Origin of the sequence: Chitinophaga pendula (genome assembly GCF_020386615.1) — a bacterium.
Lineage (GTDB): Bacteria > Bacteroidota > Bacteroidia > Chitinophagales > Chitinophagaceae > Chitinophaga > Chitinophaga pendula.
In genome coordinates, this window is record NZ_CP077769.1 from 647,724 (window position 1) to 662,971 (window position 15,248).

Consider the following 15,248-nt stretch of genomic DNA (forward strand, 5'->3'; position numbering starts at 1 on the left):
CTTCCCCCATTAAGGGAAGGCCTTCGCATATCAGTAAAAAAAAGTTCGTCTTAATGTGCCTGTGTCCACCAGGGCCGGATATCGTATGCCAGCTTACCCGACAATACCGCTGTATCGGAATGCATCAGCCGGTTCACTTCCACACTATCCCGGCAGTTCATAATGAAGATACCACAGGGCTCCTGCTGTACATCAAAAGGTCCCGCGATCAGCACCTTGCCCATGGCTTGCAAACGGTCCAGCGAAGACTGATACTGCGCGGCAGTAGCTGCCTCATCGGCGGCTCCCTGGCAAGGGTGGGTACCCGGACGTAATACCACCATCCAGTATTTTTTCCAGCCTTGTGCCGCACTATCCGTCGCATTCGCCTGACCGGCAGCAGCCGGCGCATGAATGATCGAAGAAGATTTAAATGTAAGCAACATCACGGCCAGGAAACCAATCAACAACAATGCAGGAAATATTTTGCTTGCCATAACCTTCTATTTACCACGAAGTTAGTAAGTTATTGGCAAAACCAAGGGCTTATTCACATTACCGGCATAAAGAAATCACGGACCTGTCAGGGGCACACTAAAAAAATTGTGGGTCAGCCCCGATTTAGTATATTGCTGAAACAACAAAATGAGTTCCACATGTTAAAAGACCTGTTTCAATCCCCTGATTATTTTCTGCTGGATGATTTGTTAACCGAAGAACATAAACTGATACGTGAATCTGTACGTCAATGGGTGAAAAAAGAAATATCACCGATCATTGAAGATAGCTGTCAACAAGCAAAATTCCCTTCTCATATTCTTGCCGGCCTTGGTGAACTGGGTTGCTTCGGCCCCACGATACCTGTCGCTTATGGCGGCGGTGGCCTCGATCATATCGCTTACGGACTGATGATGCAGGAACTGGAAAGAGGCGACAGCGGCATTCGCTCCACTGCTTCCGTGCAGGGCTCGCTCGTCATGTACCCCATATACACCTTCGGTAGCGAAGAGCAACGCAATAAGTACCTACCTAAACTGGCCAGCGGCGAATGGATGGGTTGCTTCGGACTCACAGAACCGGATCATGGCTCCGACCCTTCCAGCATGATCACTAACTTCAAAGACGCAGGAGATCATGTGATCCTCAACGGCGCCAAAATGTGGATATCCAATGCGCCTTTTGCAGATGTGGCAGTAGTATGGGCCAAGGATGATCAGAACGTCATCCGTGGTATCATCGTGGAGCGGGGTATGGAAGGATTCACCACCCCCGAGACCAAAGGCAAATGGAGCCTGCGTGCCAGCGCCACCGGCGAGCTGGTCTTCGACAACGTTAAAGTACCGAAGGAAAATATACTGCCCAATGTGAAAGGACTGAAAGGTCCCCTCAGCTGCCTGTCGTCCGCACGTTATGGCATTGCCTGGGGCGTGATCGGCGCTGCCATGGATTGTTACGATGCCGCCTTACGCTATTCTAAAGAGCGTAAACAGTTCGACCGCGCCATCGGCGGCTTCCAGCTCACACAGAAAAAGCTGGCAGAGATGATCACCGAGATCACCAAAGCCCAGCTGATGAACTGGCGGCTGGGGGTGCTGAAAAATGAAGGCAAAGCCACCCCTGCACAGATATCCATGGCCAAACGGAACAGCTGCGAAATTGCCAGCCGTATCGCCCGCGATGCCCGTCAGATATTAGGAGGAATGGGCATCACCGGCGAGTTCCCCATCATGCGCCATATGATGAACCTGGAAAGTGTGATCACCTACGAAGGTACCCACGAAATACACCTGCTCATCACGGGCATGGATGTAACAGGCCTGGATGCTTTCCGGTAATTGTGTATTATTGTTGATGCGTTTTCTGATCTTTTTATGCGCCATAGGCTGTTGCCTGCGGTCCTATGCTCAACAACAGGTAGTCTGCGAAGGCAAAGCACAGGGTACCTACTATATCGTCAAATATCTCACAGACAGCGATACCTCGTCCCGGCGTAAGGCTTTCGATTCTATCTTCGCCGTCATCGACCAATCCCTATCGCTGTACCTGCCCGGCTCACTCATCAACCGTTTTAATAGCGGTACTGCGGTAGTCACCGACGAACACCTGCATGCCGTCATCACAAAAGCACTATCGGTCAGTAACTGGACCGGTGGTGCTTTTGACATTACGGTAAAACCTCTCGTCGATCTGTGGGGGTTCGGTGTCGTAAGGCCCGCACATCCCGTTGTACCCCCTCCGGATAGCATCCGGGCGGCCATGCGTCACGTAGGATACCAACACCTGCAATTGAAAGGGCGGCAGCTGCGCAAACGGCAGCCGGGTGTAGCCATAGATTGCAATGGTATCGCACAAGGGTATACCGTAGATGTGATCGGCCGCTACCTCGAAGCACAGGGCATCCGTAACTACCTGGTAGATGTAGGAGGGGAGCTGAGAGCCAGAGGCCGCAACCAGAAAGGACTGCCCTGGAGTGTCGGTATCGAACGGCCCTCCGGCGAAGACGATGAAGTAGCGCCTGCCACCGGCATCCTGCGTCTCAATGACAAAGCCGTCGCCACCAGCGGTAACTACCGCCGCTTCTTCGACCAGGGAGGCACCCGCTTTGCCCACACCATCGACCCGCACACCGGCGCCGCATTACATAGCAACATCGTCAGCGTTACCGTCCTTGCTCCAGACTGTATCACCGCCGACGGGTTTGATAATGCACTGATATTAATGGGAGTGGAGAAAGGAATCAAATTCGTACAACAGCACCGGGAGTTCGGACTGGAAGTGTACTATATTTTCAAAGATGAACAGGGGCATATCACTGAACGGTATTCCCCCGGATTTGCTACCTACCTGGAAGCAGCAGAATAACAACGCCTCCAGAAGATATTCCCGCTTACCTGGCAGCTCTCACTACCAGGTAGGCGGGAATATGGGTATGAACGGGAAAAGACCGGCATACCCATGTTGCCTGCTTATTTAGTTGATATGTAATCGCAAGCCCACATTCGCCTGTACCGCGTTGAAGCTCGTGATCTCTCCTACATTGTAAGGAGAATAATTGTATTGTACGCTGGCATTGAACAGTAATGGGGAGGTCCTGCCGAAGGGGATATTCACACCTACTTCCGGCGCTACCTGGAAGGCCCACTTCTTTTCCTGCTCTACAAACTGCCCCCAGTATTTTTCATAGTTAAGATGAGCGCCGCCAATACCTATGCCTACATAAGGGATCACCGCCGATTCCGGTTTGGTGAGCTGATATTGCGCAGTGGCCAGTATCGGGATGACCTGTAAGGTACGTGTCTGCACAGCAGAAATATCACCGCTCTTATCAGGGTATACCGCCCGTGGCAGCCGCTCATAGTAGTCCTGGTAACCCGTCCGCAGCCCTACCGAAAACCGGTCGTTCAGCGAGTATTGTAAACCTGCACGCCAGCCACGGAAACTTGTTTTGTTAGCATAGTCCTTCAGCGACCCAAGAGGTTGGGCAATAGAATAATCCACCTGCACTGACAGCGGGGAACGCACCTGCGCAGTAGCCGCCTGCATACCCAAACAACCTGCCAGCAACAGTATCCAGTTTTTTATGCTTTTCATCGTCAATCGCTTTAATTGTTTAACCGTTGGTTTTGTTAGTCAGATAGGCAGATTGGTCAAACACCTGCTTGATCATACTGTCCACATTATTGAGATTCCATACACCCGTACCGCGTAACAACGCATTCCACACCGCGTGTAGCTGCTTGTCCTGTTGGTTCTTCAGATCCAGGAGGTCAATCACCACCGACTTCTCACTGGTACGGTATACGACATAGTAGGAGGGGAAGAAGTAACCGTAACCGGGAAAACCCCAGTAACCAGGGTCCCAATAGCCACCCCAGCCTGTCCAGTAACCGGGATCATAGTACACACTGTTGAAGGAATTGTCCATACGGGTCAGGTTGATCGCCAGGTCGGGTTTAGCCGTCTTGTCTACCAGTATGTACCCTTTCGCTTGCAACTGCGTCTTCACCGACGCAATTAGTTGTTTGTCATAGTCCGTCAACTCCTTCTTGGCCTGGTCACGATTGTTGATAACTGCCACCGAATCGACAATACTCACCGTTTTGTAGCTGGCAAAGTTGGCATTCTGGTCTTTGTTGGTGATATAAATACGGGATTCCTCCGGTGACATATCTTTCAGAGGGTCCTTCCTGCAGCCGGCTAGTGACAGGGTGCCGATCACGGCGGCTGCTACACTCAGTAAATAAATGGTCCTTTTCATATTCTCGCGTATTTTATATGTGATGTAACGTTGCAGGAGTGGCTAAGCGGCAGACCTATCCGCGGGTTCGTCTGTTACATGGTCCCCCTGTAAAGCAGTAAAACATTACCTTCTAACATTCAACGCGTTAGAATGGCAGATGTTACACCTGGTTTACAGTAGAAATGTTAAGTTCTTCCTAAAGAAATGTTAAACCGGAGTGAGCCGCTGCCTTCCCCCCTGGCTATAGCATTCCTATAGCATTCCCGTAGCATTCGTATAGCATTCGTATAGCATTCCTATAAGCAAAGCATAGGCAATGATATACATTCCCTATACCATGCTTATACCTTACTTATACCTCGCTTATAGGTTGCATATAGGACGCTTAAACAATGCTTATACAAGCTATATGCAATGCAACTCATGCAACAAGTAAAAATGGGCAAAAAAAGACCGGCGTCCTGGTAAGGAGACGCCGGTCATACTTAACACGATAAGTAAAAGCTATTCGTCGAGCAAGTTATCTGCTGCATCTTCCAGCAAGCGCAGATCCACCGAGTCGCTGCCCGCGATCCCTTCTATAGACCCTTTGATATGCGCCGCATTCAGCAACACTTTCTCCAGGTGTTTCTCGCGCGATTTCCACAATTTTTCCATCGCATCCCTTTCCTTCTGAATGGAGATCTTCATTGCCATAATACCTTCCCGGATGGCTTTCCACTGCTCTGCGAACTCACTGCTCGTCAGGTAACCATATAACATATGCACCTTGTCGCCCTTGTTCTCCTGGGTACGTATCGCTCCCGCGATCTTGATCACCCCTTCCCGCAACACATGTGTCAGGGCTTTCACCTCGGTAAACGTACAGATCCACACCCCTTCTTTCTCTCCGAAGCGATCCATGTCTTTGGGCATCGCCTGCGTGACCAGTATCGCCACATCGGCTCCCTGGCTGCGCATGTCTGCCTTCAGCTTTTCTACCCATTGGATCGAAAAATCCTTGGTACGTTTACTTTCGAAGATGATTTTACCGCAATCCTGCCCATATTGGTTACGGATCAGCTGGATACAGTCGGCGCCGCGTACCCCTTTTCCCACCTCGGAGATCTCGTCGAAAGGAAAGGTCATCCGCAACAACTCTTCCAGCACCAGCTCCTGCACTTCGCCTTGCAGCTGCATAGAGCCTTGCTCTGCCTTACGTTTCATCTCCTCTGCCAGCTTACGCTGATCTTCCAGTTGTTTTTCCATCTCCCGCAGCCGCAACTGATATTCCGTTTCTTTCAAAATGTTGCGGTCGGCTTCTTCCCGGCGGATGGTCTCTGCCAGCTGGGAACGTGCCTCCAGCAATCGCTTCTGCAATGATATCTCCAGTGCCTCTTCCTTACTTTTTAATTCCTGCTCTTTACGCAAGAAATCCAGCTCTTGCTGCCGCGCTGTCCGCAACTTCTCCTCCTGGTCACGGTTCGCCTCCTGCAGCACCCGCAACTGGTTGTCAAAGTCCGCACTGATATTTTTACGGATATCTTCGCTCAACGTATCCTGCAGCTTCTGCCGCTCCTGCTGCAAACGCCGCTGCAGCTCTTCGTCCTGCACCTGTTTCTGTATTTCCACCTGCTGCCGTAACTGTGCCAGCTGCTGCTTTTCCGATTGCAGCGCATCCACACGTTTACGCCATTCCGTTTCCATCTTGCCACGCATCTCCTTTTCGATATCCGCAGCAAAAGCATCTTCCATCACAAACTGGTGTTTGCAGTTAGGGCAGGTAATTGAAGTTCCCATAGTAGCTATAATCCTGAGTATTAAAGATTTGATCGTACTGCCGTGATTTACTACAGCCGACTTGCACCTGTAAAGGTAGCGAAAAGGCCCTAAGCAAGACCAGCAATAGGGCAGGGGTGTGGAAAACTAAATGAAAATAAAAACGGGAAAGGAAGCATATCTCCCTTTCCCGCCGTAACAAACAAGGAAAATGAAAGGCCGCGCTACTCTTCTTCCGGGCCTTCCTCAAATTCGTATTCGTCCATGAGCGAATTGTTGTACTCATCCAGCTCATCATTCAATATGAACAGTAAGGTAACGTTGTTGGAATTGGTGCCTAAAGTATCCCATTCTTCGATGATCCAGCCTTCTTCCAGCAGGGCATTCACCTCCGGTATCTCCCGTACAAATGAGTGGTTCGCATCCTGCTCAGAAGCAGCTTGTAGTTTTTCCAGGTTGATAGTAACAGTAAGGATCTTTTGCATGATAAAGGGTTTTAACGTCGAATATCTTACACCCCTGTTAGCCCTGTATTAAGGCAGTTTTAAGTAATTGTTAATTGCCGGGACCGCGTTGTTTCATCTCCCGTAACATCCGCAGCGAAATGACTGCCAGCAGACCGATCACAAGGATGAGGCCGATCCATATCCAAATTTTGCTCTGGAATACGGTGGGCGTCGCTGCGGCTTCTTTTCCGTTGATCTGTACGATCATTCCGGGTAACAGTACCGGCAGCTGTGCCGGCAGGCTGTCTGTAAAATAGGTCAGGTCGTACACCGGCGCCGCCAGGTGCGCATCCCCGCCTTTCAACTGGTAAGTGCCTCCTTTCTCCAGGTAAGCCACCAGGTAAGTGATCTGCTGAAAGGTATGCACCCGGCCGATCTGTAACGGAGGACTATCCCCGTCCGTCACCAGCAGGTATAACTGCTGTTGCTTCACCGGTGATGGCAGTTGTATGCTGGTCTGCCCCGGCCGCAGCGTGAAATGGGCAATGGGATGATAAGCAGGTCCGCTTTTCGAATGGGATTTGTCCTCCGCAGCGACAGCTACCACCACCGGCCGCCGGTATAAGGTCGGCGCGGAAATATCTATACTGATCTTGTCTATCACATAAGCCGCATCAGCGTCGATACGGAAGATGCTTTCCTGCGCATTTTGAGCCGTTATTTTGGTCAGTTTAGGCGTAGGGTTAGGTATGTAGTCGGCAGGCCGGGTAGAGATCAGAAAACGGCCTATTTTTTCGATATAGAGGGGCGCGCTGGCAGAATCGTTCACCTGCAGCTGATACCAGGTATAGTCCGTTGCCGGCAAACGAAAACTTACCTGCTGATCGCCTTCCGTACCGTTCATACTCTCCGGGTCGAACAACAACCACCCGCTGATCGCATACCACTCGTGCCCATCATTGCTTCCGCTCACCCGTAACAGCTTACGTACGCCGGTATTTTTGACCTGTAATACCAGCTGGTCGAGCAGCGTATGCCCTTCCTGGCCCGCCTCCGGCCCGCGGAAAGTGACCGTCGTCAGCTGCGCCGGTGTACGCTGCCGCTCCATGATCTCCAGCGCCTGGAAACGGGTCGTATCATAAAAACCTTCCTGTTGCAGTATATAGGGCTGCTGTTGCCCATCCCGCAACAAGCGCAGGTCTTGCAAGGTCACCTTCGCAGCGACGGCACTGATAGCAGGACCGATCGCAATCCGGTAAAATCCCGGTTGTACCGGCGCCGGTACCGGCGCTTCCCAGCTAAATCCGGAAGACTCCGATGACGATGACGACGATGACTGCGCCACCGCCACCTGCATACCTGCCGTCAACAGGAACAGTAACGGTAACAGCCCATAACTATGCTTGCTCTTCCGGGGTAGCATCGCCCACGTTCTTATTTTCATCTGTCAATAGCATTTTTTTAAGCCGCTGATACATAAAGGAAATGATCAGCAACAACACACCGAGTGAAATAAAGGCGGCTATCTTACCTCCTTCCGGCAACGACCGGAAATCTACCAGGAACAACTTCGCCAGTGTCAGCCCGAATACATTGATCGCAATAATACGTACTGCTTTCGACTTCCAGCGCAGCCCCAGGTACATTAGCACAAAAGCATACGCTCCCCAAAGTATCGCCCAGCCGGTACGGTGACTGTTACCCAGTAAACTATGCATCTCTGACTCCTGGTGCGGTACCACCGCCAGTATGATATGATCCAGCTCCGCACTGGCCATGATCAATACCATCAATGCCACCACCCACTGGGTCAACATCGGCAGGCGGCTCCAGGGCAGTCCTTGTACCGCCCGGTGCAATTGGTACAGCATTACCCCTACCGGCACATACAGCAAGTAATGCAGCCACAGGTAGGGGAACTTGTTATGCCCGTAAATACCCGAGGACTGCACATCCAGTGCATCCGGTACATAGTAAGCCGCAAATGCGATCATGGCCACGCCTGTCAGTACCAGCAATGCGGCCCGTACCCACGGCTGGGCATGCCGGTTCATATACAACAACACACTCACTGCAATGAAGTTGAAACTACCGGTGATCAAGGGCGATAACAACGGGAAATGATGCTGGGCCTGGAACCATAACTCCGATTGTATACCGGTGTAGATCAGGACAATCGTCATCGCCCGCAGCAAAGGCCGGAGCATATACACCGGGAACCCGGGTAACAGGTTCGTCTCCCGTGACTCCTGCCGCACTAACCGCCCGAGTAGTATAAACGATAGGGTAGCCACCACGCTGGTCACAAATGCCTTGTTGGCAAATGGCAGCATCGGGGCTGCACGGTCGAAATACAACTGCTGCCAGTCCATCAGCAGACTGAATACCATCAGTACCAGTATCAGCATCGATGCATAACGCATCAGCGCAATACCAGAACGTTGCGATAACCAGAACAGCAATACCGTTTCCGCCGCCCAGAATAAAGTAATGTAGTTACCCTCCAGCTGTACCGGCGCTGCCAGGCTCACAAAGGTCAGCACCAGCCCAATCAGCAGGTAGATCAGCGTACGGTCGGCCTGCTCACGGCGATACAGGCTAAAGGCAAACAGGCAGTTGAACACGGCCATCAATGCCGTGAACAACCCTTGGTACATGGTCGCATGCAACTGCGACAGCAACAGCATGCCAGCCGTATAATACAGGAAGGTATTACTGAGTAATATACAGATATCAAATGCACCGAACCGCTGCCGGTTGCGTACATTGTTGATCACGTTCATCAGGAAGAACACAACATAGAACAAGGTGGCGAACACCAGCGCCGTACCGTAGTGCGGCTGCTTTGGCGGGTTGGTAATGGACACTGCCAGCCAGCTGCCGAAAAGCAGGACGGTCGCCACATAGGAAATGATGTTGACAATATTCCATTTCTTATAGTAAGCCAGTACCAGCATACCGATGTTCAGCGTCAGGATGTACGTGAACAATACCACCACATTGCCGGCGCCATTACTCACCATGAAAGGTGCGGAGAACCCACCCAGTATAGCCAGCACTGCCAGCTCCCGCCGGTCGTAACTCAAGGCCAGCACCACAGAGAAAGCAGTGATCAGGATAGTGAGTATAAATGCCAGCGGCTGTGTGATAAGATGGTATTCCTGGAAGGCTATCGTTACGGTAAAGTACAAGGTAGCTACCCCGCCGCCTACCAGTACCGAACTGAAGGCAGCAAAGGTCTTACGCATACGATGCGCCAATCCTATCAGCAGGCCACCGCAGATAATACCGATGAAAGTCCGGCCGATCTCGTTGATCCAGTCTTTGTCAATAGCATACTTGAGGAAGAAACCAATACCCAATACCAGGATGGCGATCCCGATCTTGTTGAACAGGTTCTCCCCGATGAATTTCTCCAGGTCCGGATACCGCTCCTGGAAAGAAGGCCGTTTGGGTTTAGCCGCAACGGGGGCCTCCGGCGGCGCTGCTGCCACAGGTAGCTCTTCCTGCCATTCTGCTTCCGGCAGATCTATCGGTACCGGAGGAACGGAGACGGCAGTAACCGGAGGCAACACGGGAGCAGGAGGCTCCACCGGTATGACCGGTGATACCGGTATGGGCACCGCATCAGGTTGTGGTACCAGGTCAGGCAGGGGCCGTTGCCAGGTAGATATTGGCGGCGGTGGCGGCGGAACGACCGGCGTAGGGGTGTCCGCGTTAGCTACAGGGCCAGGTTCAGTTTCGCTGGTTCTTTGCTTGTACAGCTGATCGATCTTCAGGTGCAGCAACAGTAGCTGCTTGTTGATATCTCCTTTGAACTGGATGATAACCACCAGGATGACGATCAGTAAAATGACGATAACGGTCTCGAACATGGATATCGGGATTGTTTTAAGCGTAACTGCAAATATAACCGGAAATCCTATGTACAGCTATCAGTGGATCAAGGGATATTTAAGATATCTCCTGCTTTTCCCCGGTAGTCGCTGATCCGGCCCTGTCCGCGTACCATCTGCCAGCCGGCAGGTATTTCTACCTGAATTAAAATTCCAGGGTAATACGCTGATCTGATGATTGTGAATCCGACAATTTTGTGAGGTGTGAATGAAGCGCTTCCACATACCCCGGGTCGAAGCCGAAAAACCTTTTAACGAGTAGGCAATTAACCCCTCAAAAAAAACACCATAAACTATGACACAAGCACAATTGGATGCCCAAAAAACACAACGATCCTCCATCAATCCTTCCTCATGCAGTCCCTTCATCATCGGGTTTGTAGACTCCCGTGTCATCCAGAATGGCAAACCCGACGGCTTGTTTTTTATCGACACTAACGGCACCATCGATGACAGGAGACATGGACTGACCGGCAGTACAGGTGAAGGTACTAACCACCTGAGCGCTGCTTGCAAGCTCAATGCTTACATCGCCTGGGTCGCCTATGGTTTCAATCCCTATGATAGTGTGCAGATACAGGTGATAGGCAACAGCGCTGCCTGGGGCGCCAAAGGCCAGCCCTTTCCCGCAGGAGACGATGTATTTACGGGCCAGGTGGTCAATCCCGTTGGCGGAAACTACCAGATAGAACTGGCTGTTAAGCCGGCGAATGCCCCCAATTTTGTCCACCCGCAGACAAAACTCGATATGAACGTAGTCTCCCAATAATCCTTTTTGACACCCCTTAAAATCATGACCCCATGGCAGTTAATAATGCAAGAGATTTCGTAGTCTCCAAAAAGCAAATAGGTATCGTATTTGACACCGCCTACCTGAGAACGCAGCCTTCCGGCTCCGGACCCGACACCGGCATCTATATGGTAGACAATGCACTGGCCGAAGGCAGTTCGGATGAAGATGGCCAGGAACTGGTTACCGTCTGTAAAGTGAACGACACCGTTAGTTGGTATGCAGTACCCATGAACCCTACCCTGAATGACACCGTAGTCATCACAGGATGGTCATTCAACAATGGTGATACCTACGATATATTCAATGGCGGACAAGGCAAACCTGCCAGCGTAAATGGTGAGGATACCGGCAATTACTGGGCGGGTAAAGTGTTCAAAAGCACAGATGGAACCGAAGTCGGCTATCAGCTGCAAATACTCATCACTTATGGCGCAGATGGTTACCAGCATCCCATTAACTGGGACCCCTTCATTGTCGTGAAATAACCACTATTTATCCCTTTAGTACGCATAACAACAAACGCTACACCTAACAGGTAGCAAAAGGCGTCTCTCATGGGAGGCGCCTTTACATCTTTATCAACACAGCGCTCGTTCACATACGATCTACCGACCGGCAGGTATTTCTACCTGACTAAAAATTCCAGGGTAATACGCTGATCTGATGATGATGAATCCGACACCTTTGTAGTGTGAATGAAGCGCTTCCACATACCCCGGGTCGAAGCCGAAAAACCTTTAACCGAGTAGGCAATTTAACCCCCTCAAAACCATGTACTATGACACAAACACAATCTGCGACGGAAAAACTTTCCAGTATCAATCCCGGCGACTGTAGCATCTGGGTCCTGGGATTTGTAGATGCTGGTATCGTACAAGATGGAAAACCAGATGGACTTTATTTTATAGATACCAATGTCAACGCAGGTATTATTTCGGCTTCTTCTGAGAACCCCTCAGAAGCTACCAACAGCCTTAATACACTTTGTTCGAATAATGACAACATCGCATGGACCGTGTACGGGTTCAGTCCATACGGCGGTACCAACTTCCCCCAGATCTATTATATCGGCGGCAGCAACGTGTGGGGCGCCGACGGCCAGCCTTTCCAGATCTCATCCGATATGGATGTATTCACCGGAAAAGTAGAAAGCACCAGCGGTGGCAGCTATGCCATCAACCTCTACGCCAAACAAGCCACCACCGGCAAATTCGTACAGCCGTCCACCACACTCAATATCACCGTTCAATAATTTCCCATTGTAAAAAAGATTGCTCATGTCTCAGGAAAAAACAACACCCCCCTCGCAAGCATTCGTAACACCACAAACACAAATAGCACTTGCCATAGATACCGCCTATGTAATAGGCCAGAAAGGACCCGCTACCAAATCCGGTAAAAAGGTGTTTATGATGGATAACCACCGGTCGCAGAACAGTACAGACGAAGGTGGAGACGAACTAAGCACCGTTTGCAAAGTAGGAGATACCATCAGCTGGTACGTAGTACCGCTAGACCCTACTACCGGACATACCGTAGAGATCTACGACTGGAAGTTCTATGATGAATCCCAATCCTACAACATATTCGGTATCCCGCAGGATAAACCCCAAAAAGACCCTAATTATCCTTCCTATTGGCTGGGAGTATTGCAAAAGCCCTCCATGAACCAAAAGGTGTGCTATAACCTGTATATCAACATCCATTACGGCAACGGTCAGGTATATCCCTTTACCTGGGACCCCTTCCTGATCGTTAATCCTTAAACGTCACCATCGATTCCTGTTTATCTCTTAGTACTCATAACAACAAACGCTACACGTACGTACCCGGTAGCAAAAAAAAGTCGTCTCCAACAGGAGACGACTTTTACATTTTTCAATAGTATTTGATCAATTACGCGGAGGGATATACCGGCAACTACCAAATAAGCAGACGCAATCAGGATAACCACCAAACTGACATCCAAAGCCGTTACAGGTGCCAAAACAGATAGGTACGCCGGCGCCGGTTCCGCCACCAGCTACACCTTTTAATTCGTTACGGCTAAGGGTGTTGCTGAAACTTTTCAGTTTTTTCATGTTTCTTAGGATTTTAATGATAAATATGGGAAATGATGACGTTTGGGTGGTGCTACTGGACCCATCAGAAGGAGGTGCCGGCAGGAAAAGTATCCCTGCTGCTCACGCAAATATTGCGGGCATTACAGTAACAGGAAAACGAAGGGCAATCAAAAATGATACTACAGGGAGCATTCGGACAGCTGGCAGCCACCGGCTTACCACCGCCTCTGATATGCCGCAGTTCATGACGGGAAATAGGTAACAGGGCGATTTTTTTCATAAGTAGATTTTGCCGCTAATCTAAGTGCAGTTGACTGTAATCACACCGCGGCCAGTCGCCTGTTATGGGAATTGTGTGCAGCGCCAATGTGCTATCAGTCAATATTTTAGGGAAAATAGAGAAATAAATTTGCTTATTATTAAAAACATACTATTTTTGCAACCCATTCTACCAGATGCGGAGGTGGCGAAATTGGTAGACGCGCTACTTTGAGGTGGTAGTGCCTGAAAGGGCTTGGGAGTTCGAATCTCCTCCTCCGCACACAAACTGAATTAAAGGAGTTATTTCTTAATGAAATAACTCCTTTTTGCTTTTAACATTGTTAGTGGCTGGAGACCAACTTGATAGGGGTTCAAAGAATTCTCATGAGGTATGTTTGAACTCAGGAAATATTTGATCGAATTTTGCTAATGCTTCCCTGCATTACAAAATCGATTATGATAACTGCTATGAAATCCAATAGCGCTTTCTCTTCCTTGGAAATGGTGTTTGCTTTTACGGGTATAGCTGCCATAATTATTCATTTTTACATGCTGCAGATTAGGCACAAGTGTACACCCGGAAAATAATCCTGCAATATCTTCCGGGTGATTGTAGCTTCTTGCTCTTTAATCAGCAGGATACTTTGCCTGAAAAGTCCTCGCTATTCTGATAAACGAATGGCGCTTTCTGTACCAATCTTCCGGATTCTATGGCATTTCTTATTCCATTCTTTAGACGCTTCCGGATGTTGAGCCGCGACTGAACCGGTCATGATCTATGACGATCAGGAGTTTCTTATAAAAGATATCTGTTGTGCGCATAGATATCGAAGACGCCCTTTTCTAACAGGAAAAGTAAGGATAGTACAGAGTGATAAAATAGGCTTAAGTTCGTAAAGGTTATAACATAATAAACTTATATGGATAAAAAGCTGGAGCAACTCCTTGGAGAAGCAGAGATCAAAATGGATGGTTGGGTAAAGGCTATTAATGAACACAATAGAAGATGGTTTCATCTCGATGAAACGACTGCTGACGACAAATCGGAATATATGAATGCAGCTACAGCCGTGCTCCACGAAATTACGGAGTTGCTAATCGGTTACTGTGCCGCCAAAGACCATTTTGAAAATAACAAAATGTACTTGAACCTAAACGGTCCGGCATTGATCATAAAAAGTGAGAAAATGAATGTGGAGATGCAGCTAGGAATCGATAATCGGGGAATGTTTCTTACTGGGCATCTGTACAATATTGAAAACGTCAGGTACATGGGGGATGATTTTTACCGACAGCTTTTAAGTCTGGAAGAGATAGGCGAGTTTGAAGTCCCGGAGCATGAAAGGTACGCCGAAGAGGTAAAAGCTCAATTTGGAGATATATTTGCCAACGGGAAAAGTAAGCTATTTCGAATAGTACGCAGTGGCATAATAGCTGCCAGCAAAAAAGCAAAATATACGATATCTCCCCAGCTTGAAATATGCTGGTTCTATGATTGTGGGATAAAAGAGGCCGTAACTGCTGCCTGCAAAGCATTTAAGATTATGTATAAGCTCAATTATGATTTGTGGAAGGTGAATGATCTGAAGCGAAAAGGAAGCTGGTGAGCGCCCAATACGACATCCAGATCATCAATACATAAAGAGAATGCATAAGTCGGGTCATTGTCATGCAGGGTTAATAATAAATCCAGATTGGCTTACCTTCTTTATCATAAATGTCAAATGCTCTTCTGTCTTTAAAGAACTGTGTTATCCGCCAGCTCTGATCATAGCCTTCCTGGACAGCTTTCTCAAATGATAGCCCATCTTT

The 15,248-nt window shown here is 49.4% G+C and carries 16 protein-coding genes and 1 tRNA gene; 8 read left to right on the forward strand and 9 right to left on the reverse strand.

The window, feature by feature from the left end; all coding sequences use genetic code 11:
• Positions 1–50: 50 nt before the first annotated feature.
• Positions 51–476 carry a YciI family protein gene (locus tag KTO58_RS02620; RefSeq protein ID WP_095840876.1) on the reverse strand — a complete coding sequence of 142 codons (426 nt, stop codon included), beginning with the start codon at positions 474–476 and terminating at the stop codon, positions 51–53.
• Positions 477–635: 159 nt separating this feature from the next.
• Here KTO58_RS02620 and KTO58_RS02625 point away from each other — a divergent pair, with 159 nt between their 5' ends.
• Both KTO58_RS02625 and KTO58_RS02630 read left to right on the forward strand, forming a co-directional pair.
• Positions 636–1,814 carry an acyl-CoA dehydrogenase family protein gene (locus KTO58_RS02625; protein WP_095841738.1) on the forward strand — a complete coding sequence of 393 codons (1,179 nt, stop codon included), beginning with the start codon at positions 636–638 and terminating at the stop codon, positions 1,812–1,814.
• Positions 1,815–1,830: 16 nt separating this feature from the next.
• A complete protein-coding gene (locus KTO58_RS02630) occupies positions 1,831–2,841 on the forward strand; it encodes an FAD:protein FMN transferase (RefSeq protein ID WP_157753229.1) in 1,011 nt (336 codons plus the stop codon).
• 108 nt (positions 2,842–2,949) lie between these two features.
• Here KTO58_RS02630 and KTO58_RS02635 read toward each other — a convergent pair whose 3' ends face one another.
• The 6 genes from KTO58_RS02635 to KTO58_RS02660 all read right to left on the reverse strand — a co-directional run bounded on the left by KTO58_RS02635 (position 2,950) and on the right by KTO58_RS02660 (position 10,298).
• On the reverse strand, positions 2,950–3,570 hold the full coding sequence (locus KTO58_RS02635) for an OmpW family outer membrane protein (RefSeq protein ID WP_095840874.1): 621 nt from the start codon (positions 3,568–3,570) through the stop codon (positions 2,950–2,952).
• Between the two features lie 19 nt (positions 3,571–3,589).
• Positions 3,590–4,237, reverse strand: coding sequence for a DUF4136 domain-containing protein (locus KTO58_RS02640; protein WP_095840873.1), 648 nt, complete (start codon positions 4,235–4,237; stop codon positions 3,590–3,592).
• A gap of 486 nt (positions 4,238–4,723) precedes the next feature.
• A complete protein-coding gene (locus KTO58_RS02645; RefSeq protein ID WP_095840872.1) occupies positions 4,724–5,998 on the reverse strand; it encodes a DUF2130 domain-containing protein in 1,275 nt (424 codons plus the stop codon).
• 203 nt (positions 5,999–6,201) lie between these two features.
• Complete coding sequence (locus KTO58_RS02650) at positions 6,202–6,462, reverse strand: hypothetical protein (protein WP_095840871.1); 261 nt, start codon at positions 6,460–6,462, stop codon at positions 6,202–6,204.
• A 70-nt stretch (positions 6,463–6,532) separates the two neighbouring features.
• Positions 6,533–7,867: a hypothetical protein gene (locus tag KTO58_RS02655; RefSeq protein WP_157753228.1), complete on the reverse strand. Its 1,335-nt coding sequence runs from the start codon at positions 7,865–7,867 to the stop codon at positions 6,533–6,535.
• A complete protein-coding gene (locus KTO58_RS02660) occupies positions 7,821–10,298 on the reverse strand; it encodes a DUF2339 domain-containing protein (RefSeq protein ID WP_095840869.1) in 2,478 nt (825 codons plus the stop codon). Before KTO58_RS02660 ends, KTO58_RS02655 begins: the two co-directional genes overlap by 47 nt.
• Positions 10,299–10,614: 316 nt before the next feature.
• On the opposite strand from KTO58_RS02660, the gene KTO58_RS02665 reads away from it, so the two are divergent.
• The 4 genes from KTO58_RS02665 to KTO58_RS02680 all read left to right on the forward strand — a co-directional run bounded on the left by KTO58_RS02665 (position 10,615) and on the right by KTO58_RS02680 (position 12,878).
• Positions 10,615–11,088, forward strand: a complete 474-nt coding sequence (locus KTO58_RS02665; protein ID WP_095840868.1) for a DUF8788 domain-containing protein — start codon at positions 10,615–10,617, stop codon at positions 11,086–11,088.
• 32 nt (positions 11,089–11,120) lie between these two features.
• On the forward strand, positions 11,121–11,597 hold the full coding sequence (locus KTO58_RS02670) for a DUF8788 domain-containing protein (RefSeq protein ID WP_095840867.1): 477 nt from the start codon (positions 11,121–11,123) through the stop codon (positions 11,595–11,597).
• Between the two features lie 293 nt (positions 11,598–11,890).
• Entirely contained in the window at positions 11,891–12,364 is a 474-nt protein-coding gene (locus KTO58_RS02675; protein ID WP_095840866.1) for a DUF8788 domain-containing protein, read from the forward strand.
• A 25-nt stretch (positions 12,365–12,389) separates the two neighbouring features.
• The gene (locus KTO58_RS02680; RefSeq protein WP_095840865.1) at positions 12,390–12,878 is read left to right on the forward strand and encodes a DUF8788 domain-containing protein; all 489 of its coding nucleotides are present in this window, start codon (positions 12,390–12,392) and stop codon (positions 12,876–12,878) included.
• A gap of 126 nt (positions 12,879–13,004) precedes the next feature.
• On the opposite strand, the gene KTO58_RS02685 is transcribed toward KTO58_RS02680, so the two are convergent.
• Positions 13,005–13,193: a hypothetical protein gene (locus KTO58_RS02685; RefSeq protein WP_095840864.1), complete on the reverse strand. Its 189-nt coding sequence runs from the start codon at positions 13,191–13,193 to the stop codon at positions 13,005–13,007.
• Between the two features lie 64 nt (positions 13,194–13,257).
• Positions 13,258–13,455, reverse strand: a complete 198-nt coding sequence (locus KTO58_RS02690; RefSeq protein ID WP_157753227.1) for a hypothetical protein — start codon at positions 13,453–13,455, stop codon at positions 13,258–13,260.
• A gap of 177 nt (positions 13,456–13,632) precedes the next feature.
• On the opposite strand from KTO58_RS02690, the gene KTO58_RS02695 reads away from it, so the two are divergent.
• A tRNA-Leu gene (locus tag KTO58_RS02695) sits at positions 13,633–13,716 on the forward strand.
• A 640-nt stretch (positions 13,717–14,356) separates the two neighbouring features.
• Positions 14,357–15,043 (forward strand): hypothetical protein, encoded by a 687-nt coding sequence (locus tag KTO58_RS02700; protein WP_095840862.1) that lies wholly within the window; start codon positions 14,357–14,359, stop codon positions 15,041–15,043.
• Positions 15,044–15,248 lie beyond the last annotated feature (205 nt).